General features: G+C 54.3%; 13 protein-coding genes and 3 pseudogenes. 10 read left to right on the top strand and 6 right to left on the bottom strand.

Translation table 11 applies throughout. The annotated features are described in order from the left end of the window. Window positions 1-10: 10 nt before the first annotated feature. Window positions 11-549: pseudogene (locus ABD806_RS02445) on the top strand (hypothetical protein). Window positions 550-1,327: 778 nt separating this feature from the next. Here the strand turns inward: ABD806_RS02445 and ABD806_RS02440 are convergent. The 4 genes from ABD806_RS02440 to ABD806_RS02425 all read right to left on the bottom strand — a co-directional run bounded on the left by ABD806_RS02440 (window position 1,328) and on the right by ABD806_RS02425 (window position 7,290). Beyond that, a complete protein-coding gene (locus ABD806_RS02440) occupies window positions 1,328-4,441 on the bottom strand; it encodes an efflux RND transporter permease subunit (protein ID WP_344954348.1) in 3,114 nt (1,037 codons plus the stop codon). A gap of 26 nt (window positions 4,442-4,467) precedes the next feature. Next, window positions 4,468-5,607, bottom strand: a complete 1,140-nt coding sequence (locus tag ABD806_RS02435; RefSeq protein ID WP_344954347.1) for an efflux RND transporter periplasmic adaptor subunit — start codon at window positions 5,605-5,607, stop codon at window positions 4,468-4,470. 270 nt (window positions 5,608-5,877) lie between these two features. Then, a complete protein-coding gene (locus tag ABD806_RS02430; RefSeq protein WP_344954346.1) occupies window positions 5,878-6,540 on the bottom strand; it encodes a dienelactone hydrolase family protein in 663 nt (220 codons plus the stop codon). Window positions 6,541-6,717: 177 nt separating this feature from the next. Next, the gene (locus tag ABD806_RS02425; protein ID WP_344954345.1) at window positions 6,718-7,290 is read right to left on the bottom strand and encodes a TetR/AcrR family transcriptional regulator; all 573 of its coding nucleotides are present in this window, start codon (window positions 7,288-7,290) and stop codon (window positions 6,718-6,720) included. A 124-nt stretch (window positions 7,291-7,414) separates the two neighbouring features. Here ABD806_RS02425 and ABD806_RS02420 point away from each other — a divergent pair, with 124 nt between their 5' ends. Beyond that, the gene (locus ABD806_RS02420) at window positions 7,415-8,116 is read left to right on the top strand and encodes a glutathione S-transferase family protein (protein WP_344954343.1); all 702 of its coding nucleotides are present in this window, start codon (window positions 7,415-7,417) and stop codon (window positions 8,114-8,116) included. A gap of 10 nt (window positions 8,117-8,126) precedes the next feature. Further along, window positions 8,127-8,810, top strand: coding sequence for a glutathione binding-like protein (locus ABD806_RS02415; protein ID WP_344954341.1), 684 nt, complete (start codon window positions 8,127-8,129; stop codon window positions 8,808-8,810). A 691-nt stretch (window positions 8,811-9,501) separates the two neighbouring features. Here ABD806_RS02415 and ABD806_RS02410 read toward each other — a convergent pair. Then, window positions 9,502-10,494, bottom strand: a complete 993-nt coding sequence (locus ABD806_RS02410) for a BrxR family helix-turn-helix transcriptional regulator (RefSeq protein ID WP_344954339.1) — start codon at window positions 10,492-10,494, stop codon at window positions 9,502-9,504. Window positions 10,495-10,668: 174 nt separating this feature from the next. Between ABD806_RS02410 and ABD806_RS02405 the strand changes: the two genes are divergently transcribed. The 5 genes from ABD806_RS02405 (at window position 10,669) to ABD806_RS02385 (ending at window position 21,605) form a co-directional block, all read left to right on the top strand. Next, window positions 10,669-12,075 (top strand): Wadjet anti-phage system protein JetA family protein, encoded by a 1,407-nt coding sequence (locus ABD806_RS02405; RefSeq protein ID WP_344954337.1) that lies wholly within the window; start codon window positions 10,669-10,671, stop codon window positions 12,073-12,075. After that, window positions 12,065-12,760 carry a DUF4194 domain-containing protein gene (locus ABD806_RS02400; RefSeq protein WP_344954335.1) on the top strand — a complete coding sequence of 232 codons (696 nt, stop codon included), beginning with the start codon at window positions 12,065-12,067 and terminating at the stop codon, window positions 12,758-12,760. The genes ABD806_RS02405 and ABD806_RS02400 overlap by 11 nt, the downstream gene beginning before the upstream one ends. After that, complete coding sequence (locus ABD806_RS02395) at window positions 12,720-16,232, top strand: SbcC/MukB-like Walker B domain-containing protein (protein ID WP_344954333.1); 3,513 nt, start codon at window positions 12,720-12,722, stop codon at window positions 16,230-16,232. Before ABD806_RS02400 ends, ABD806_RS02395 begins: the two co-directional genes overlap by 41 nt. Window position 16,233: 1 nt before the next feature. Further along, window positions 16,234-17,472 (top strand): Wadjet anti-phage system protein JetD domain-containing protein, encoded by a 1,239-nt coding sequence (locus ABD806_RS02390; protein WP_344954331.1) that lies wholly within the window; start codon window positions 16,234-16,236, stop codon window positions 17,470-17,472. Window positions 17,473-17,867: 395 nt separating this feature from the next. After that, entirely contained in the window at window positions 17,868-21,605 is a 3,738-nt protein-coding gene (locus ABD806_RS02385) for a hypothetical protein (RefSeq protein ID WP_344954329.1), read from the top strand. 76 nt (window positions 21,606-21,681) lie between these two features. Here ABD806_RS02385 and ABD806_RS02380 read toward each other — a convergent pair. Beyond that, window positions 21,682-22,041, bottom strand: a pseudogene (locus ABD806_RS02380) (integrase core domain-containing protein); the annotation flags it as partial. Window positions 22,042-22,060: 19 nt separating this feature from the next. On the opposite strand from ABD806_RS02380, the pseudogene ABD806_RS02375 reads away from it, so the two are divergent. Together ABD806_RS02375 and ABD806_RS02370 are read left to right on the top strand one after the other, a co-directional pair. After that, window positions 22,061-22,443: pseudogene (locus tag ABD806_RS02375) on the top strand (transposase); the annotation flags it as partial. 194 nt (window positions 22,444-22,637) lie between these two features. Continuing rightward, window positions 22,638-22,784: a hypothetical protein gene (locus ABD806_RS02370; RefSeq protein ID WP_344954327.1), complete on the top strand. Its 147-nt coding sequence runs from the start codon at window positions 22,638-22,640 to the stop codon at window positions 22,782-22,784. Window positions 22,785-22,892: the final 108 nt, after the last annotated feature.

Raw genomic sequence — 22,892 nt, 5'->3', positions numbered from 1 at the left:
CAACGTGGTGATGGGGGTCAATGACCACCTCTACGACAAGGGCAAACACCCGATAGTGACCGCCGCTTCCCGCACCACCAACTGTCTGGCCCCGGTGGTCAAGGTTGTCCACGAGAGGCTTGGCATCCGGCACGGCTCCATGACCACGGTGCACGACATTACCAACACCCAGACCATACTCGATGCCCCCATCAGGATCTGCGCCGGGCCCGGGCCTGCGGCCAGAGCCTGATCCCCACCGGCTCGGCCACCGCCATCACCCATATTTTCCCCGAGCTCAAGGGCAAGCTGAACGGTCACGCCATCCGGGTGCCGCTGGCCAATGACTCGCTCACCGACTGCGTATCCGAGCTGGAACGCGCCACCACGGCGGAAGAGGTCAACGCCCTGCTGAAGGCCGCCGCCGACGGCGCCCTGCGCATGCTGGTGGTGCTTTATTTCCATGGCCTGGGCTACCAGCCATTGGAGATCGTCCTGTTGTTTCTGTTCTACGAGATCTTCGGGGTGGTCACCAACCTGTTAGGTGGCTGGGAGCCCGGCTGGGGCTGAATCGCACCATGAATGCGGGGCTGGCACTGCAGGTCGGCGCCCTGGCCATGCTGCTGGTTCCCCAGGCGTGGCTGCCCAAGCGCTGTCGGGCATCGCCAAGGAGCTCAACAAGATGAGCGCCAAGAGCAGCATCAAGTGCGGGTGCCGGGCCAGGCCCAGGGCAGCCTGTATCACTGGGTAGCGGTACTCACCGGCTCCAAGAATGCCCTCAAGAGGGCCGGCTTCTTCCTGGGCGGGCTCACTGGCAGGTGGGCGGCTTCCTGGCCATCTTGGTGATCGGCTATGGCATGGTGCAGTCGCTGGCACCCCGCCTGACCGGCAAGAAATCGGGCAAGGTGCCGGACGGCCTGTCTGTGGATTTCCACCGCCTTTATCACGCTGGCGGCACTGATTTCCCTGGCCCCGCCCCGTCACGGGGCAAGCGCCAGGGCATAAGCGGAAAGCGGGATCCGGCATATGCCTGTAGATCGGGTTTTAATCCGACAGCGCGCTGAATAAGAATAAATTCTTACCTATAACAAACCCGATGACCTGCATACCCCTGTGGGCCCAAACTTGTTCGCTGTAACTGAATATCGCGAACAAGTTCGTTCCCACAGCAATCCGATGATCCTGGCAACTCCCGCAGGTCGGGTATCAACCCGACAGCCCGCCGTAAGAATGAACTCTTACCTACAGCAACCAGATGAACCTGTATACCCCTGTAGGGCGGGTTTCAACCCGCGAAAAACATCATCGCGCCGACCTCCTATTCCGGCCCCCGGTTTTCTATCCTATTCTAGTTTCCCGATTCCGGCTCCGGTTTCCGGTGCTGCCTGGCAATCAGCATATAGAGCGAAGGCACCACAAACAGGGTAAACAGGGTGCCGATGGCCATGCCGCCCACCAGCACCAAGCCGATGGAGTTACGCGCCGCCGCCCCTGGCCCGTCGACCAGGGTCAGCGGGAAGTGTCCCGCCACCGTGGCCACCGAAGTCATCAGCACCGGGCGAAAACGGGTCATCGCCGCCTCCTCGATGGCCGCCAGCTTGTCGTGCCCCTGCTGCTGCAGCTTGTTGGCAAACTCGACGATCAGGATGCCGTTCTTGGACACCAGGCCGACCAGGGTCACCAGCCCGACCTGGGCGTAGATGTTCATGGTGGTGGTCCAACCGTCTGTCCAGTGGGGCAAGTCCGGGTTGGGCATCTTCAGCAGGGTGAAGATAAGGGCCCCGAACATCGCCAGCGGCACCGAGCCCAGCAGGATCACCAGGGGATCGCGAAACGAGTTAAACTGCACCGCCAGCACCAGGAAGATCATCAGTATTGCCAGCCCCAGGGCCGGCAGGAACTTGCCGCCCTCGGTGCGTAGCTGGCGTGACTCGCCGGTATAGTTGATGGTGTAATCCGCCGGCAGCATGTCGCGCGCGGCGTCTTCCAGGACCTTGAGCCCTTCGTCCAGCTGGGCGGTCATTCCCGACAACTTGATGGCATTGAGTTGCTGAAAGCGGTTGAGGGAACGCGGCACCGTGCTGTCGCTGAGGGTGGCGATCGCGCTGAGTGGTATCAGCCGTTCACCCGGCCCGGTCACGTAGATGTTTGCCAGCTGATCGGGGTTGAGTCGCTCGGCGCGGGCAATTTGCGGGATCACCTTGTAGGCCCGCCCCTGGATGTTGAAACGGTTGACATAGTTGCCCCCCAGGGCGGCGCCCAGATCGGCGCCGACCTGGGCGTTGGTCAGCCCCAGCGCCGCCACCTTCTGGTGATCGAGCACGATTTCCGACTGGGGCTGGTCAATCTTCAGATCAATCTCCGGCGGAAAATAAAAAAGGCCGCTTTCCATCGCCTTCAACTGCAGCTGCTCGGCATACGCCAGCATCTGCTCCGGCTCGGCCGTCGACGCGATGATGAACTCCACTGGAAAGTTGCTGCCGCCGGGCAGGGCCGGCGGTTGGCTGGCGAACACCTGCAGGCCGGGAATGGCCGACAACCCGACCTGCATCTCGGGCACGATCTCCCGGATCGAGCGGTTGCGCTGATCCCAGGGCTTGACCACCATGCCGCTGAAGCCGCCGACGCCCAGGGCCGCCGCGAACGGATCCGAGGGCGACAGCAGGATCTGAAAGGTTATTTCCCGCTCGGGCGCCGACAGGAACACCTGCTCCGCCGACCGGCCAAAATGGATCTTCTGATCCGCCGAGGCATTGGCCGCGTTATTGATGATGCCGAACATAAAACCCTGATCTTCGAGCGGCGCCAGCTCCTTGGGCGAAAACAGGTACATGGGCCCCACCATCAGGCTGAGCACGGCCCACAGGGCATAGACCGCCGGCCGGCCATTCAGTATCCGCTCGAGTACATGGCCATAGGCCTGACGCAGACGATCGAATCTGTGGTTGACCCAGCCGGTAAAGCCACGCTCTTCCCGCTCGGCACTGCGCAGCAAGGTGGCGCTCATCATCGGCGACAGGGTCAGGGCGACGATGCCGGAGATGGTCACGGCGCCGGCCAGGGTCAGGGCAAATTCGCGGAACAGCGCGCCGGTCAGCCCCCCCTGCAGGCCGATGGGGGTATAGACGGCGGCCAGGGTGATGGTCATGGCGATGACCGGGCCGATCAGCTCCCGCGCCCCGATCAGCGCGGCATCAAAGGGTGTACGCCCCTCACGCAGGTGGCGTTCGACATTTTCCACCACGACGATGGCATCGTCCACCACCAGGCCCACCGACAGCACGATGGCCAGCAGCGTCAGCAGGTTGAGGGTGAAGCCGAATGCCTGCATCAGGAAGATGGCGCCGACAAGCGACACCGGAATGGCCACCACAGGTACCAGCACGGAGCGGAACGAACCGAGGAACAGGAAGATGACCACCACCACTATGGTCAGGGTATCGGTCAGGGTGCCGACCACCTCGTGGATGGCGTTGTCGATATATTCGGAAGCATCATAGGCAAGGCTGCCTTCTAGCCCCGGGGGCAGATCCTGCCTAAGCGCGGCCAGATCCGCGCGCACCCCCTGGATTACCTCTATGGTGTTGGTGTTGGGCAGCGGGAATATGCCCATGAATACCGCGGTCTGGCCGTTGAAACTCACTTCCGTATCATAGTCCTCGGCGCCCAACTCTACCTCGGCCACCTGCTGCAGGCGCACCAGGGTGTCGTTTTCCTGACGGATCACCAGTTGCCTGAACTGCTCCGCCGTGTGCAAGTCCGTGTTGGCGGTGAGATAGACCTGCACCAGGGCACCCTTGGTACTGCCCACCGCCGCCAGGAAGTTGTTCGCCGCCAGGGCGGCCCGGACCTCGGCCGGGCTGATATTAAAGGCCGCCATCCGCTCCGGCTTGAGCCAGACGCGCATGGCAAAGGTGCGTGCCCCGTAGATCTCGGCTCGCTGCACCCCCGCCAGCGCCGCCAGCCGGGGCTGCACCACCCGCACCAGGTAGTCGGTGATCTCGCTCTGGGAAAGGCTGTCGGAGGAAAAGCTCAGGTAGGCGGACGCAAACTCGGAATCCGCCGACTGCACGCTGATCGACGGCACTTCCGCCTCCGCCGGCAGTTCGTTGCGCACCTGGTTCACCTTGGCGGTGATATCGGCCAGCGCCTTGGTCGGCTCATAATTGAGCTTAAGCCGCGCGGTCACCAGCGACAGGCCGAGCAGGCTCTTCGATTCCACATAATCGATGCCGTCGGCGGAGCCGATGGCGCCCTCGATGGCGGTGGTGATGAAACCGCGTACCACTTCGGCACTGGCGCCGACATAGGGGGTGGCGACAATGACGGCGGCGTTCTCGCTTTGCGGGTACTGGCGGACACTGAGCGACCACCAGGCCTGCAGGCCTGCGATGACGATAACGATATTGACCACCAGCGCCAGCACCGGGCGGTGAACGAAGAGATCGGTGAAGGCTTTCATCGGTGATCGCGCTCCTGACACCCGGTTCAGGTGTTGTCGGGCCTGGGTTCAAGTTTGAAGTCCGGGGCGAGCCGGTTGTCGATGACCACGGCCATGCCCGGGCGCAGCTTGAACACACCGGTGGACACGACCTGTTCACCCACCGCGACCCCCTCGGTCACCACCACGAAGTCACCCCGCCGTGCGCCGAGACGCACCAGCTGTTGCCGGACCACCAGCGGGGGGCCGCCGTCCTGTCCCTGCTCACCCTCTTCAACCACAAAGACGGCGTCGCCATAGGACCCATGCTGCACCGCCGTGACCGGAATAAGCAGCACGGTTTCCGAGCGGGCAGCCAGCATATCTACCGAGACAAACATGCCGGGCCGCAGCCGGCCGTCGAGATTGGCCAGGGTTGCCTGCACGCGGACACTGCGGGTAACCGGGTCTATCTCCGGATTGAACGCCGTCACCCTGCCCGTGAACGGCTGTTCGGGATAGGCATCGGACGACACCGTCACTTGCAGCCCTTCGGACAACTCTCCCAACCGCTGTTGCGGCAGGGAAAACTCCACATACACGGGATCGAGCGACTGCAACGACACCACCGGGCTGCCCTTGTCGAGAAACTGGCCGACGCTGATATGACGGATGCCGAGCCGACCGGCGAAGGGCGCACGCAACGTTTTCTTATTGATGAGCGCGCGGAAAAAATCGACCTGGGCATTGGCCTGCTTCATATTGGCCTCGAGTGAATCAAGCTCTCCCTGGGAAATGCTTTGACTCTTCCTGAGTTGCTGCCCCCGCCTGAAGGAAAGCCGTGCCAGGGCGGCGGCGGCCTGTGCCTCACGCAGCTGGGCCTGCTCGATATCGACATCCAGGCGCACCAGTTGCTCGCCGGCCTTCACCCGGGAACCCGCCTCGAAGGCAATGTCACGTACTATGCCCTCGGCTTCGGTGCGGATAAGCGTCCCCTGCACGGCCACCACAGAGCCGACCGCCGCGATGCTCGACTGCCAGCTCGCCTCGCGTACCTCGACGACGTTGACCGGCTCCGGCGGCATCAGCTGCTGGGCGCCGGCGACCTCCATCGCCTCAAACTGGAACAGCTTGATAACCATCAGGCCGCCGACGATCGGCAGCACTATGATGATGCCTAGACCGGCCCAAAGAAGTTTTCTCAACATCTGCGCCCTCTGTCACCTCTGCGGCTCATCGCCGGCCCATTCGCCGGCACCGCTTGATTGCGAACCCCTGCCATATGCGACTCACCGGCAACGTCGAGGCCGGTTGGGAATCCGCTACGGGATTGTAGCTGAAGTTTAGACGAAGCCAGCTCGGCCCGTCGCGATGCCGGTACCGAACTTGTCCCGCTTCAGGGATATCGGGACGCGACTGCCGACAGTCTGGCCAGGGCAGCCAAGGAGGGCTAACGGGTTGGCTGGACCAAACCACCCTCAATGCTGTTGCAGGTGCTGGGCGAACCAGTCGCTGACCAGCCGGATCACCATATCCAGGGTGCCCGGCTCTTCGAACAGGTGGCTGGCACCCGGTATCGTCTCCAGCCGAACGGCACCCGTCATCTGCTGCGCCGCCTCCCGGTTGAGGGTGAGCACCTGCCGGTCCTCGCCGCCGACGATCAACAGGGTCGGAGCCCGAACCTTCGACAGGGCCGGGCCAGCCAGATCGGGCCGCCCGCCCCTGGAGACCAGGGCCGCCACCCGCCGGGGACGCTCGGCGGCGGCCAGCAGGGCCGCCGCCGCTCCGGTGCTGGATCCAAACAGTCCGAGGTACAGCGCCTGGGTATCGACCTCGCCGCCCGCCCAGTCGATGGCCCCGAGCAGCCGCCGGGCCAGCAGGGGGATGTTGAAACGGAACTCGCGGGTCACATCGTCGATGCGGCTTTCGTCCGCCGTCAGCAGATCGAACAGCAAGGTGCCGATGCCGGCGGCATTGAGCCGCTCCGCCACCAGCCGATTGCGGGGGCTGAACCGGCTGCTGCCACTGCCGTGAGCAAACAGCACCAGCGCCCGGCACTGATGGGGCAACGCCAGCAACCCATCCAGGACGACACCGGCGGTCTTGAGCCGCACCTCACGATGAACGACAGCCCCCTCCATCTTGTCCTCCCCTTGTTCCCGACACCCACCTATCTAAGCAAGCCTCTTATTCTCAACTGACGGCTCGCTACGCACCGACTTGCTTTCCTCTTTAGTGTGGCCGTTCTACTTGGGGCCGCAAATCTGTCTATAGGATCTAGGCTGTCCATTAACTGCTGGCGGTACCGCCGGCAATCGCTAATCGCAATCCGCCCACGGCAACCAGGACAGGCCCGCTTTCACGGCCGCCACGATGAGATCCCGCTCATGTCCCAGGTAGCCATACACCCGGATACCAAAGATGTGCAGCATCAGGCTCGCCGCATACTGCCGGGCCTGCCCGGGTGGATAGATGCCCCCCAGATAGTCGGCATAGAGACTTTCAATTTCGGTCAGATAAGTGCTCACGCTGTGCTGCAGGTCGCCCCCGGATGCGGCCAATTCCAGCTGGCTCTTGACCAGGAAACAGCTGCAGTAATCCACCTTGCCGGACTCCTCCACCATACGCAGCAATTGCCGGCATATCCCCTCGCCGATGGACGTCGCCTGCTCCAGCGTCTGGCACAGCGTAGCCTGAGACTGGCGGGCATAGTGCTCCAGTGCCGCCTGGTAAAGACCTTCCTTGCTGCCAAAGGCCAGATACAGGCTGCCAGGCTTGAGTCCGGTCGCCTTGACCACCATCTGCATGGATGCGCCGCCGAAACCCTGCTGCCAGAATAGTCGGGTTACATCCCGAATCACCTGTTCCCGATCAAACTGTATCCGCGTCATCTTCGCCACCGCCCTGATTCATCAGGCTATAGTATAGCCGTTGCTTGAATGAACGTTCAAATCAAGCTTGAACGAACACTCAAGAAGTGCTTGAATGAATGTTCAAGCTACTTTGGAGGTCCTCATGATCAGGTTCTTTTTTAACCGCGCGCCCAACCCGTTGAAGATTGCCCTCTACCTGGAAGAAACGGGCTTGCCCTATGAACTCGTGCCCGTCGACACCCTGAAGGGTGAACAGCATTTCCCCGCCTTTCGCGCCATCAACCCCAACGGCAAGGTACCGGCCATTGACGACAACGGCGTGCGGGTATTCGATTCCACCGCCATCCTGCTCTACCTGGCCGAGAAATCCGGCCAGCTGGCGGGGGCTCCGCAGGAGCACGGTGAACTGCTGTCCTGGATGATGTTCATCGCCAGCGGCGTCGGACCCTTTTCCGGCCAGGCGGTGCACTTCAAATACATGGCGCCGGAAAAACTTCCCTACGCCATCAACCGCTACGTGCGTGAGACACAGCGTCATTACGAGGTGCTGGATGCACACCTGGAAAACCGCCCGTACATCGTCGGCGACAGCTACAGCATTGCCGATATCTCGGCCTGGGGCTGGCTCGACAAGGCCACCTTCGTGTTGGGTGAAGACGCCCTGGCGCCCTACCCGAACCTGAAACGCTGGTTCGACAGCATCAACAGCCGCCCCGCCGTTGCCCGCGCCCGGGAAATGGGCAAGGATATCGCGTTCAAGGCGGAGCGTGACGAAGCCGCCATGCGCGCCCTGTTCCCGCAAAATTATGCTGACAATAATGCGAATTCCACCACAACAGCCTGAGGGTAACCCTATGCTAGATCTCTATTACTGGCCCACGCCCAATGGCCACAAGATCACTATCTTCCTGGAGGAAGCCGGAATTGAATACAGCCTCAACCCCGTTGATATCAGCGCCGGCGATCAGTTCAAGCCCGAATTCCTGGCCCTGTCACCCAACAACCGCATGCCCGCGATCGTGGACCACAAACCTGCCGATGGCGGCGAGCCAATCTCGGTGTTCGAATCCGGCGCCATCCTGATTTATCTGGCGGAAAAAACCGGCCGCTTCCTCCCCATTGAACCCCGCGCGCGCAAAACCGCGCTGGAATGGCTGATGTGGCAGATGGGCGGCCTGGGTCCCATGGCCGGACAGAACCACCACTTTGTCCAGTACGCCCCCGAGCGCATTCCCTATGCCATGGAGCGCTACGTCAAGGAAACCAACCGGCTGTACGGGGTACTCAACAAGCGCCTCGAAGGCCGCGGCTGGATCGCCGACGAATACTCCATCGCCGACATGGCCGCCTACCCCTGGGTCGTGCCCCACGAGCGTCAGCAGCAGAACCTTGACGACTTCCCGCATCTGAAACGCTGGTTTGAACACATGCAAAACCGCCCAGCCGTGGTCACCGCCTACCAAAAAGGCGCCCCCTGGACCAACCGCCCGGCGGTCACCGAGGAAGGCAAGAAACTGCTGTTCGGGCAAACGGCTTGAGCCTGATACAACAATCAGGCTCAAGCCAGGAGCAAACAAAGGCACGACTCCGGGAGTCGGCCTTTTTTTGTATAGCTTCCATAATCTAGTGGCCAAGTCAGATTGGCCACTAGATTATGGAGGCGTTGAAATCGGGTGTAGGGCAGGTGCTTGCCATCAAAAAATAATGGATGAGGCCACATCAGGGGAACATTCGAGGTAGAAACAGACATCAAACTCAAGAGATGACCCAACTGTCTGTATGGCTTTCTCTTACGGCTGGCAAATCGGTAGAGATTTTTTACTCGGGGGTGTTTCAAGCGGCGCCGGTACATAACCTACCCACTATTTGTAGTCTTACTACTACAAAAACAGGCTATATCGGCTTATGGGGAAACGACAATTATGTCGCTTACAGCATAAGCTGACAAAAACTGTAAGCACAAATCAAAAGCTTACAGCATTTCCTATTGCATAAGATGACATGAAAATCAACCATTAAGTGACATAATGTGCACCCTGCTGGCTGACCGCCTACAAGCTCGTTAGTAAAATTACTACACGATGTGCCTAATGCTGCTCACTCAAGGCCGGCGTTTTAGACAAACCCTTGAGCCAACTTAAAAGGTCTGTTTGTACAAGGTAAAGGATTAAATCCAGGATGAGCGTGCTACTACACCTAGCCGGCTCTTAGTAAGTGAGATCAGCCAGACTAAAATCCGAGTTTGTGGGCAGGCCTATTTGAGTCCGTCGTAAAGGCAAATACAGGCCAAGCCTTAGGGTTTTCATGAACAGCAAACTTGTACTCGGCTTCGCTCGCAGGAATGCGATTATCGACCAAGAAGTAACCGATTAACGGTTTGCGAAGTACGATCCGCTTCAAGCCTCTATCATGTTCCAACTCATAATCGGTCACGATTAATGCCTGCTGATCTTGGCTGAGATGCGGATTAGGTCTTAGCTCAAGTTCGATCATCTGCTCCCACTCAGCATCAGATTCAGGTGGAACACCCCTACAACGCTCAAAGGCAGGCGCGTTATCGCCCCAGTCCTTCACGCCCTTCGAGGGTTTAACCACTTTAGGGGTGCTTTTGAAACGACCAATAAGGAAATCACGATACGCCATGTTATCCCAACAAAAGGCGCGTACGTGGTAACGATTATTAACGAACGCAATCGCCGTTGGCATTAACCGTCTACCACGCCCCTTGGGTGAGCTCATCGTTGCAACCACAGCTTCAATAGACCGCTGGTGCTCAATGGCCGAGAGCAATCGGGCTAGAACACGCAGATTATGACGGCGTATCAGCATGGGCATTTCAGTGGTGTGGGCGGCTATAGGTGGCGCATACTCTTCAATGGCCTGCCACTGCAAATCCGCTTCGGACAACAGCACCGGCTCAAAGCTTTCAGTGGGTTGATGGTAGGGAATACTCAACTGATATGGCTTCAGCGCCTTAGGCGCGAGTTGCTGGTAAAGCTTTATGTCTTTCTGAGCCTGGGGACGTGATATCCCGAAGGTCTCCATCAGCATGGTCGTTGTTAACCTTCGCTCCCAGAGTAGCTGACGCTCGATGTAACACAAACGCAGCCACTGAGGGTGCGAGAACGCCCCAGCCTTGAGCCGCTTACTGGCCAGGTCCGTCACAGAGATAGTTTGCGTATCTGAGGCGATAGCGGGTTTGATGTACTGCGAGTACTGCATATAGCGGCTCTTCTACTCTCGCTTAGTTGATCATACTCCCGCAAGTGTAAGCTACCACTGTATAAATATCTACTACCTATAATTAATATATGGGTATATAAAATATACATTCAATGGTCTACACTGTATCTCTAGGTAGACCTAGAACGTAACGAAGGTGCGTAGGGTGACTCTGTGAGCTTTGACACACTCAATACCAATCTGTTTAAACCGATTTCGGGCGAGAATGGGCGGTCGATGCTTGCGTTATTAGTTGAGCTCGATGCCTTCCTGGATCCGGCGCAACTGGTAGATGAACCTACACCACAACAGGTCCGAGTCTTTCTACGGGACTATATTGCCAATAAGAACTTACGTCTCGAAATAGAGTCGGGTGAGGCAATAGCAGGAAACTCCGCACCAGAACAGTACGTTTATAGCCGCCTGCGTGATACCGGGTGGATCCGGGAAGAGCAGGAAAGCGGGTATCGATACGTTGTCTGGATGGCGCAAAATGCACGGCGGTTGTTGCACTTCCTTGGTAGTATGAGTGCTGAGCCCCCCTCGCTAGGTGTGGTGTGTTTAGCGGTTCGCTCAAACCTTTCTGAAGTGGTTAAAGACCCAGCTAACGGTTCATTAGTGCGCAAAGCGGCTGATGACATGGAAGATTTCTTAAACCGGCTCAGAGCACTCGTAGGCAACATTCGCGAAATTCACCATGTGATTAGCGGGGATACCACCCAGGGCAGTAGCCATTTCGCCTTTTACTTTGAAGAGTACTTGGGCGAACTCTTTCTGCCCAATATTGAGAAATTGGCTCTGAAAGGAAACCCCAACCTTCACGCCAGTAAGATTCGTAAACTGGTAAGCGATATTCGCTTTAGTCCGGATCGCCTAGAAGCGTGCGCTAAAGCCTATAAGCGCGACGACATTTCTAATCCTTCAGCTCAGCTTGTGGAGGCAGATCTGGATCGATTAAGCAAAGCGTTTGACGGGATTGATCCACTGTTCAAGAAGACACAGGACTATGCACGCCGTATAACCCGACGGATGCACGAGAAGATCAAGTATACCGTGCACACCCCGAGCAATATGGGTCAACAAATTCAGGCACTGCTTGACCGTATCGCGAGTGAAGCTTCGTTAGACACCTTGCCTAGCCCATTGATAAGTGAAGAACTTCTCACCGATTGCCGGCTGGCTACACCCAAGGCAAAGCCGGTGCCGCCTGTGCCGACAGCACGCAGACAGCAAAAACCGTTGTGGGAAAAACGGGCATACAACCAGCTCAAGCAAGAGCACATCAACTTCCAGAAATGCGATCCAGCACGTGTTGCAAACTTCATTGAGTCGAATCTTGGAGGTCGAGTTCAGATGACCACGGATGATCTTAGGATCGATACCGATGATGACATGATGGCGGCACTTCATTTACGCCTATTGGCACAAGGCGTATCGAAAACGCATCCGCTTTACCCCCTGCTGTCCACGTACAGCGTTGAGTTCGATGAAAGGGAATGGACGGATCTTGAACAGATGGCCGGTCGTCGCCTGATAATCCGACATCAGACCACCACGGAGAAACGTTCGCATGGCCAGTGAAATTATGCTCAGAGAGCTGAAAGAAATCGAGGCGAAAACATCCGCCGATTATGCTGATAGTCTGCGTAACACGGCGGCATATCTACTGCAGAAACAGTGGGTATGGAAGGGAAAACGCGGCCAAAAAGAGCACTTCAAGTTGTGTGAGGATAATCAGACTTATTTTCACAAGCTCTTTGATGGGTTGGATATGACGTGGTACTACGATCGCAACTTCGGCTATGCAGGGATATTACCACGAGGTTCAGGTAAACAACTGGATATCATCTCTACGTTGTTCCTGCTCATTCTACGGAAAATGTATGATGCTGAAGCTTCGATGGGGCGTACGGAGCTTGGGCGTGTGACACCGCCGACGGCAGAGCTTCTAAATCAGTATGAACAGGTCAAGGGAGAAAAACCTCTTGTAACAGAAACCAGCGCCGCATTGGATAATCTGAGGAAGAAGGGAATTATTGAGCTCGGAAATAGAGACCCCGATACCAAACTCCACGAGGTGACTGTACTCCCCAACATCACCCGTGTGGTGGGTCCAACTTACGTGGGTACGCTCAACCGCTTTATAGATAGCTACACACCCGAATCTGCGTCAGACGAAGCAACGCACAAAGAAACCTACGCCATTGAAACTGAGGAGGCGCTCGATGACAGCGCAGAATACCCCCATCTCGGCACATACCCTTGACAATGTTGTGCTGGCACAGTGGTATTTATTCGAGCTGGAGACGATCTATCTGAATGCATCAGCCACGCTGGTATCGGGCGAAAACGGGGCGGGAAAAACAACGATCTTTGATGCGATCCAGTTTGTTTTGATGGGTGGAGACCAACGTAAAACCCGCTACAACCCGGCCTCTGATGCTAAAGTCTCGGATCGCTCAGCACGCAGTTATGCACTAGGCGAATTCAAAGAAAACGACGCAAAGAGTTGCCAGCGCGAACGTGCCAATACATACATCTTCTTAAACTGGTATGACGATCATCAACGCCCATATGCTTTTGGGCTGTCTGTCTATGCTAATAGCCAATCGTCAAACATTGAAACCCGCGGCCATATCATTAAAGGGCGCCACATCACTGAAGCTGATTTGCTATCCGGGGATGACACTTTTCTACCATGGCGCGAATTTGTTGATCGCATGAAACTGACAACCAAAGAGCACCGCGGTGCGGTGAGCTATGAGATGCTCGACAGTGCGCGGACGACACGAGAAAAAATATCTGAGTTGATGTCGGTTGATCAGACTCGCAACGGCAAAATCGAGCCTGACTTGCTGGTTAAGACATTATCAAACGCGCTGCAGCTGAAGATGGACAGTCCGATAGATCCCTTTATTAGAGACTTCATTCTGCCACAGGACCCTATTGAAACAAGCCAGTTGCGTGAAGACCTTCTCGAGCACCAACGTATTGAGGAGGAGATTGTACGAGCCGAAAGCCACAAAGACGCGCGCGAGTCATTGATTAAGGAATCGGAAAATGTCACTAAGCACCGTACCAACACCCACCATGCTCGATGGATTTCACAGGAAGCTGAGGCTCTGCGGCTCAATGAACAGCTCAACCGTCTCGAGGACAAACAAGAAACCGCACAGAACCGCCTAGCGGCGGCTAAACGTACCATCGAGCGAGAAACGCCACGGCTACCTGAACTCAAGCAGCGTCGTGAGGACGCACTGATCGCGTGGCAAAACTCTGATGCGGCGAGCCTGAGTAAAAACGTTGAGGTTGCACAGCAGGCCGTGGCGCAATCCACGTCTGATCTCACCCAATCAACGTACTCACTGAAGGTGGCGGTGCGTTCAGTAATCCAGCAACGATTTCTTGACACGCTGGGCATCCTTAGTTTCGAGCTGTTAGCCAAACATTGGGCCGTGTGTGCGGATGTACTCGAGCAAGCAGGCGTCGATTACCTATCCGTATCGGATCCGGCGAATACTCTAAAAGTGATCGGCGAGATCAGAGGTGCAAACACGCTGTTGGGCGAGATGACAGAACTCGTGGAAGCCGCTGATAAGGATGTGAGCCACGCGCAGGCACAAATCAAGAATCAGGGCGAGGCATTGCAGAGGCGTATTGAACGACTCCATCAGGGGCTATCGGACATCAGCCTAGCGACTAGCATGACCATCGAACTGCTCAAGCGCGAGGGGATTCAGTCCATACCCGTCTGTGATCTCTGTGAGATCACCGATAAAAACTGGCAGGAAGCGGTGGAGTCATATCTGGGACCTAACCGCGAAGCACTGGTGGTGGCTGTGCATGACTTTGACCACGCGCTCGAAGTGTATGAGATTGCACAGAAGCAAGACCCGCGGCTCAAACGTGCACGCATAATTAACCCTGATCATGCTCTACGCGCCAACAAAGCGCCTACTGACCGGATGGTTTCAACGCTGATCGATACCAGCGACCCGATCGCACGCGGCTTTATGAACATCGTTCTGGATAGAACTAAGATGGCGGCAACGCGCGATGAGTTGAGAAGAGAGCGCAAAGCGCTCATGGCCTCAGGCCTCGCGACCGGCGGCGGTACTGTGGGCGGTACCGCTCGGATAGAAGGGCTATTGATTGGTAAGCATGCTAAAGCGCAGCAACGTGAGCGCCTGGAGACCGAACTTGATGTGCTCGCGCAACGCTTGGCGAGTTTCAGTGCGCCAGCAACAACGCTAAGTCATCTCAACCGTCAGTGGGCCGGGATATCGGCATCCATCGTGGATGGGGCTGTGTCCGTACAGGAACAAAGCACACGCCTGGTGGCAGCAGAAGAGGCATTGTCTATCGCACAAGAGCAGTTGAAACCGCTGACATCCGAAGATGAACGGCTCAAGGCCGCAAATGATCAGGCTGAGAAGGACTTCGATGCGTGTAATACGGCGATCACAAACGCCAAAGCCGAACAGAAGCAGGTCGAATCCGCGCTTGCGACCATACGTGCTGACATTGAAATCCTCAAACCCCAGAGGGACGAAGCTGAGCGAATTCGCAGTGAAACAGAAAAGTCACCCCTGCACGATGCTGCTAAAGCGGATGAACGCTGGCAGACTTATGAGCGGAAATTTGAGGGCAAAGAAGGAATCTACTCCCTAATTCGAAACCAAGCCCAAAATGACGCCCAGGCAGCGCGGGAAAAGGAACTCAGTTCACGCGGAGAGCTGAACCTGAAGGTCATTAGGTTCACGACCGACTTTGCGGAGGATATTGCGAATCGCCAAGAGCTCCTCGAGGCAGCAAGACCTGATAACGCTAATGCAGAGGCGTACCACTTCATTGAGATGGATTGCACGGACTGGGTTGAACGTATCCTAGCGGCCCAACTTCTAGAGCATCGCCAGGCGGCTCAAGAAGCCGCTGAACAGATGGAGAAAAACTTTCGCGGCATCATAGTAGGCGAGCTGCAAAGCCGCTTTGAGCAGATGAGATATACCTTCAATCAGCTCAATAACTTGCTTAGGAAGATCCCGTTCCACGATAACATCTACAGTTTTCACTTTAAGGTTCTCGAGACTGAGAGCCTGTATAGTGTCTACGAGTTCATTACGACCGCGGATAAGGAAGAGACTGAGTTAGTCGGTACAATGTTTGAAATTGCATCAGAACATCCGGCTATTGCCCTGTTGAAAGAGGCACTGATCAGTGGCGACGACCTAATTAATGAGATAAGTGACTATCGCAGTTTCTTTACCTACGACATGAAGATGCGCAACCCTGACACTGGAGTTGAACGCAGCGTGACGGATATGCAAAGAACCGGTTCTGGCGGTGAGCAACAGACACCGGCGTATATTGCGCTGGCTGCGAGTTTTATGAACGTTTACAAGATCCGTGGTCACTCTTCTCGGGGCGCGTCTTTGGTGCTCCTTGATGAAGCGTTCAACAACATGGATGGTGGGAATGCGAGCGCTGCGGTTGCCTTTCTCAAAGAAATTGGGCTGCAACTGCTGATTGCGGCCCCGCCTGAAGTGACCCTAAAAATCGGTAAGGAAATGGATCAGATCTATACCATCTGCCGTGAGGACAGGGATGTGGTGATTGATCACACGAAGATATTCGAGGCAGGACAAGAGCTCATTGATCAACGCAACCCCGTTTACCATCCAGAGCTGGTAATTGAGCGTGCGGCTGAGCTGAAAGCACAAGCCAAGGCGGTTGAATGATATGAGCACTCACGTTGAGACATTCATCAATCAACTGGTCAAGAAAATAAATAAGCCTGAAAGTGTGGAGTCTGAGTGCAGGATACGTATTACCGATCACGCCTATCACTGGTACTTCGCGCTCAGCAACAGCACCAAAACGGCATTGCACCAGGCGCTTGAATCCATTGCAGATTTGGAAATCCAGTATCAGCGAAAAGTGGCGCTGGGGGCATTCAAGCATATTGAGTATGTCCAAATCACCGATGGTCGCAGCTTCATAGAGAGCCAGGGGATCACACCAAAGGCTGATGAAATTCAAGTTGCATTTCATCATTTAGAAGCCGCCGAGTTCAATGTGCCCTGGTGGGATGACACGAAATCGGAAATTGCCCAGGTATGGTCGAGCAACAAGACGTTCTATGGTGTGAAGCGTAACCAAGCCGATCGACTATTTGATGCAATGAAGCTTGTGGAGTATATCGTTCAGTCTCCTGACGCGGAGCCGGTGCCCGACATTCGCACCCTCAGTGCTGAACTCTATGGCGATTCCAAGAAGCTAGAGAGTAAGAGCTTTGCCGGCCTCATTCGAAAGCTGATGCTGCCGCATATCGATGATGATGTTGTGGGTCTGGTTGAAGATGGAGTGAAGCTGCTGGAATATTTTGGGATTAGCAAGTACCCAATACCAATGCGCTTCAAAGCGGACGGACTGTTGCACTGCCGTGGTGTCATCGACTTATCTGCACTCCACTATGGAATCGGTGTTTCCCCGGATGAAGTTAAAGGCATTGAGTGGGGCCAACGACCACCATATGTGCTTTTCATTGAAAACCGCGCCAGCTTTGAGAGGTATGTACGCGAGATCGATGATTTGGGTTTGATTATTTACACTGCAGGCTTCCCACCGCGCTCGTGGGCGCATGCAATGGAGATCATCATAGCTGAACTGCGCGGTGCAGTACCGATTTATCACTGGGGTGATCGGGATGCAGGTGGCTACCGAATCCTTGCATTCTTGGCGAAGCGACTTGATACCGATATCCAGCCATACCTTATGGGTGTGGAGGAGCAAGTACAGACTCAGGCTGATGACGAACTCGAAAGTAAACCTGTGCTCGAATTAATGCAGGCGCTTGAATCAGCAAGAGGTTATCCAGCTATTTCAGTACTCTATGAGGAACTGGCTAAACTCCCGCTGGAGAGTCTACCTTGGATCGAGCAGGAGCAGATTGCTCCAGTCAGTCCATTGAAACATTGAGGTGCAGCAATTCACACCACTCCAGCACAAATTTGTGAGGTAGGTAGAGCTGCCTCCTCGAGATATTCCCCGTCCGATAAGACCACCATGGACTTCTTTGTAACGGTATTCGGCAATATTGCGCCATAGCTATTTCAGTTCAAACTGTAGTGGTCAACTAAAAATGGCCACGGTTTTAGAGCTTTGCCAGCTGTAAGCCGAGGATTCCAAGCTTATTACTGTAGTATAACTGGAAGATGGTTTACAATTTAATGTAACTCTTGATCATGAGGGTTGCCTCTTATGTCTTTGACACTTGTTCGACCTGCTGCTTACACGCTGACAGTATCTGTATATAAGGAGAATATGAGGTGGGTAGAAAGTCTCGGGAGAAGCGGGAGCGCAGACAGGCGCGGATGGAAACTGATTATGATTTTTTACTGCGTGAGATGCCTGAACTTCATGGATTAATGTCAGGTGGAGTAGATCAGGAGATACTCTTCTGTAAGCACCTTGAGGCAACGCGAACATTATTTCGCCAATATAATCCTCTAGACGCCGCTATTGCTTTGTGTGTCTCTGAACTTTGGCCTGCTAACACCGGAAGCCCTATTAAACACATTTTTGCTTGGCGTGTTCTGCTAGAGATCGCGCAAGATACTCAGGAAGGGGGGCAGATCACCAGCTATACAGATTTCAAAGCATTTACGGAGTCACTATATGAGGCATGGCCCGAATTTCCTATGCTTGAAGATTTTTCTCCTGAAGCTGACTGGGGCGAAATCAAGGTACGCCTCGCTCACAACTTCGTCCCGATGTTTTACGGAAGTTGCATTGAGAGGGCTCCGGATTTTGTAGAAGCATTCCGCATCACCTATGCGCACATCCCCGAAGCACAAGCCTTAATGGATCTTGCTGTTGCTTTGCAAGCTAAGATCATCGAATCGATTGATGTTCAGGGGATGGGGGTCACTGCTGAAGCTCAGCAAGCTCATGCCGAGGTGCCCCCTGAAAGATTCTGGCTTGCTTGTAGTTCAGTGCTCCAGCAAGTTGGAGAGGATATTAAGAGCTGGCGAAATAAGTCAGGAGGCATACTCGACGCTCATTTGGGTGTGTTTAAAGCGCCACTGGAATACGGAGCTTTCGGAAATGCTGTGATGCAGGGAATAGCTCTGCCCTATATAGCCGTCGAAAGCGATGGCATTTGGTTGCCGATGTCAGTTCGTAGCGCCCCAGGGCTTATTATTGACCACTGGGCCAACAAGAACCTTGTTGGAGTAAGCCCTCAAGCACATAAGAAACTTGCACAGTTTGTTACTGAACGATTCCAAAGAACCATCATGGGACCGGTCACTCTTTATGTAGGTGAAACTGCCTGTGAAGACCTTCCTATTAGTTGCATTATCTCAGCCAATTCCGGCATATATCTTATTTGTGCTTGCGACCATGCATCGAATGAGCGTCTGTCAGATGCTGCAAAAAACATATACGGAAAGGTGGGACGCGGTGAGCTAATCTACTTTCTCCTTGCTGACGGGCGTTTCCTCACACTATCAAGAGAGGGTTCAGGACCAAGTGTCGATGAACTTCATATCGTTATTGTCATTACTCTAGCTGGTACAGCACTTAGCACCATCAACATGCCCGCGAGGCCAACTCGTCTGTTACCTTTAGCAGATTTCATCAGTATTTTTGATAGTCTAAGTGATATTGATGAGCTGCAGGATTATTGGAAGTTCACCGACGAACAAAATAGCTCTCTCAGCCTATTCTCTCGCGGAGCAGTTGACCTTTTTGCGTCATTTAAGGATACATACGGAGTACTTATCGAAGGGGCAATTTCCCCTAATTTTATTGGGATAGACCCACACTGGGGCACTTCCTGGCGCTTCAAAACACTAAAAAATTTCTGGTCTAACGCTCCTGAAAAGTTTCCGGATGGAGCCATTGGATGGAGGTTGAGTCATTCAACCGAAGGGGTTGTTCGACTCCAATCACGTCATCACAAAGCGGTTGCATATTCAACATCGGTTGGTTCTTGCACCATTCAAACCATAATGGACATTTCCAAGACGCCGCGCATTGAAGATGCTCGTTTAATAGACCTTTTCGTCCAGATTCTTGCAGACTGCAATTATCGTTGCAGTGAGCTGATGGCCGACATTCCGCTGTATCATCAACCGCACGTAATCTTCTCCTGCGTCCCTGCCCCCTCTAGCCTTGCTAATGCTGAGGAGCCCCTTCTGCCTTTAGACGGATTTACGCATGTAGTCACTGTGGTAGAAGTTGATAGAAATCATCCTGGGAAGTTTCAGCTGCAAGTAGATACACGCGTAGTGCTTGCTGGGCTAAATGCAGCTAAGGACGGATCGTTTGAGGTTCGTTGCTTACTGGAGACGCTTAAGAAGTGTCATGCTGCATGCTGCTTGGAGATGCCCGACGACTTTGTACAGCGACTGTCCTTCAGAGCAGCGGAAGCTGCTCGTTACCACGTTAGAATTGTTGCCCGTCATGTCGATGTTCCCGACTATGTGAATCCTATTATTCCCTCGCCCACCTATTACAAGCTTGCTCGCAGACAACTGGCTGCGGAAATCATGGCGCTAGGCCTAGTTCCTGGTCGATATGAATTGTCAGGTGCTAAGGTCAGGATTGATCCTGCCAGCACTCGCCTACGCCTTTACATTGAAAATCGACTCGCATCGCTCGACAGGTGTCAGCTGTTGAAAGCATTGATAGAGCAGCACGATGCGCTTTTGGTTTCTGAGAGAGTAAAAATCCAACGGGCTCGTCAGAGTCTTTCACATTCTGTGGAATATGACCGATTAGATTCCGTTGAGGACGCACGTAAAGAGTTCGGAACTGCGGCTCGTCACTATAGATATCTGCTGGAGAAGACCGTTAGCTCACCAGCTAGTGGTGATGGTGAAATCACGGAGGACATACTACAAGAGCTAGTGGGTTTGGTCGATTGGTACATGGTGCTAACTGGAGCGAGTGATACTCTTCACAACGGTATAGATGTAGGGGGTGTTGAGATCGACGACTCATATATTCCGGCAGTCTTCTATTCGGCAGGTTCCGATGACCGGGAAACAGCATTCGCACGGGAGTATGCGAAGTCAAGGTTAGGGCTTGGTGCAAACGACGAAGATTCTGTAGAGGGTGAATCGGAAGATTTACTGTCATCAGAAAAACTTAAGAAGGCATTCATAACCGACCTAGGTTTTGATTTACAGAACATGATTACAGCACTTGTTGTTTTGTCTCAAGCTCAGCGGCACGGTTTTGATGATGAACTTGCACTATCTTATGCGGCTGCCCCAAGTCGTATCACTCAAGTACTTGCTAGCAGTATTGAGGGGCTTGAGCTTTCCGAGGCTGAAAAAATTGTGGGCTTTCTCACACTCTCAGAGATAGGTGTTCGCAGGCTATCCGGGCAAGACATTGATGAGAGAGATGTCCCATATTGGGAGCATAATAAGCGAGTCCACCGATACACAATCAGGCCGCTTGTGATGGATGGAGCGGATTTGCGCTGGGGTGCAGAAACTGTTAGCCGGGCAATGAATATCTGGATGTCCGCTGTACGAGATGGCTATCTCCCAGCTGATTTTAAGTGGCCTCATGTTGATCCGGTCATTCGTGGGATTAAGAAGAGTATTGAGACACGGCTGGAGCTTCGCTCTGAAGACATATTTCGTCGGCATACCCCATTTGTTCTGCGAGGTATAGACTTTTTTAGGCGGTTCAAGAGCGAGGGGTTCGAGGACGTTGGCGACTTTGATGTTTTTGCGTACTGGCCAGAGGAAAATTTGCTCGTAACAGTCGAGTGTAAGTACAACCAACCGCCATACACGTTGAAAGATGGCCGTAGGCTCCGTGATAGGATATTTGGTAAGGCAGAGAATGATAGAGCTGGTCAGTTCAGCAAAATTCTGCGCCGGAGAAAGTTTGTGGAGCAGAATCGTTCCAAGCTGCTTGAAATACTAAATTGGCCCCAATCCAAGACCTCCTCTGTAAGAAATATAGATCTCTATGTTAGTCGCGATGTGTACTACTGGATGGTTCACCCACCTTACCCTATTGCGACTCAGTTTGTTCGAGTGGACACTTTGGATTCCTGGATAAAAAATGAACTAAACATGTTGTAGTGGTCAGCTAATCTGTACTAATTCAGACCCGATCTGACAGTTACCGACTTTTCTACTCGTTACTGTCAGATCTTAATCAGCTCAGATACTTCTCTTGCCAAGCTGATTTGCCATCAATCAACGTGTCCATGGGGGAACGACCACAGTACACTTTTCCTTGATGGGTTCGTTCATTGTTGTAGTACTCCAGCCAGATATCCAGATCGTCTTGCAGTTCATCAAGTGTGCTGTAAACCTTTTCCCTGAAAGTTACCTGGTAGAACTCCTGTAATATTGTCTTATGGAAGCGCTCACAGATACCGTTGATCTGGGGTGAGCGTGCCTTGGTTTTGGTATACGTGATGTCATTGATTGCCAGATACAACTGGTAATCATGCTGCTCCGCTTTGCCACAATACTCAGTCCCCCGGTCAGTCAATATCCGCAGCAGAGGCAGCTCAATCGGGAGCAGGCAGATTGGAAAAGCACGGCACAACATCAGTAACTGGCGGCAGTACAACCGGGCATTGGTCAATCGCGGTTCGCTCACCTTCTGGATTGATGAACAAGCCATTGAGCAATGGCCGCCGAGGACGCGGATTCCACTACAGCGAATAGCGCCATTGAAACGGCGCTGATGCTCAAGGCTTTCTTTGGCCTGCTACTGCGGGCACTGGAAGGGCTTATCAACTCCATTTTTCAGTTGATGGAGGTGCCGCTGACCTCACCTAGCTACAGCAGCATCAGCAAGCACGCCCAGACAGTCAACGTTAAATACCGTTTGCCCAGCAAGGGCGCTGTCAGTCATCTGGTTATCGACGCCATCGGGCTGAAAGTATTCGGTGAAGGTGAATGGAGACAGCACAGCATCAAAAACCCAGTAAGGACAGGCTGCTCCGGCTCTCATTTGATTAATAACTCCCTCATACACAATAGCTGCCCGTTCCAGCATCAAAAAATCCCCCCACGACTCATCTGCCGATCTACATGATTATCGCTCATAGTGATAAGGCCTGAAGCGTCAGGCTTATATTCACCATAAAGGAGATACTCATGGCAACTGAAAAAGCTCCAATGACCAAGGATGCTGCGCGCCGCATCCAGAAAGCCACAGCAAAAAAGTATGATGGGAAAGTACCCAAAGGGAGTTGGGCTGCAAAGGCAATGAGCCTAGCAGCTCACAATGAAAATAAAACATAAAAGGGAGGAAGCCACTGATGTCAACTAAAGACGACCAAGACAATCACGCTGATCAGCTGAACCCTAACAATGATTCTTATTGGCAGAGCAGAGGTGAAGACGAGCGAC

This window comes from Zobellella aerophila (assembly GCF_039539325.1).
GTDB classification, from domain to species: Bacteria; Pseudomonadota; Gammaproteobacteria; order Enterobacterales; family Aeromonadaceae; genus Oceanimonas; species Oceanimonas aerophila.
The sequence above is the reverse complement of the archived record's forward strand: the minus strand, read 5'-3'. Positions and strand labels throughout refer to the sequence as shown.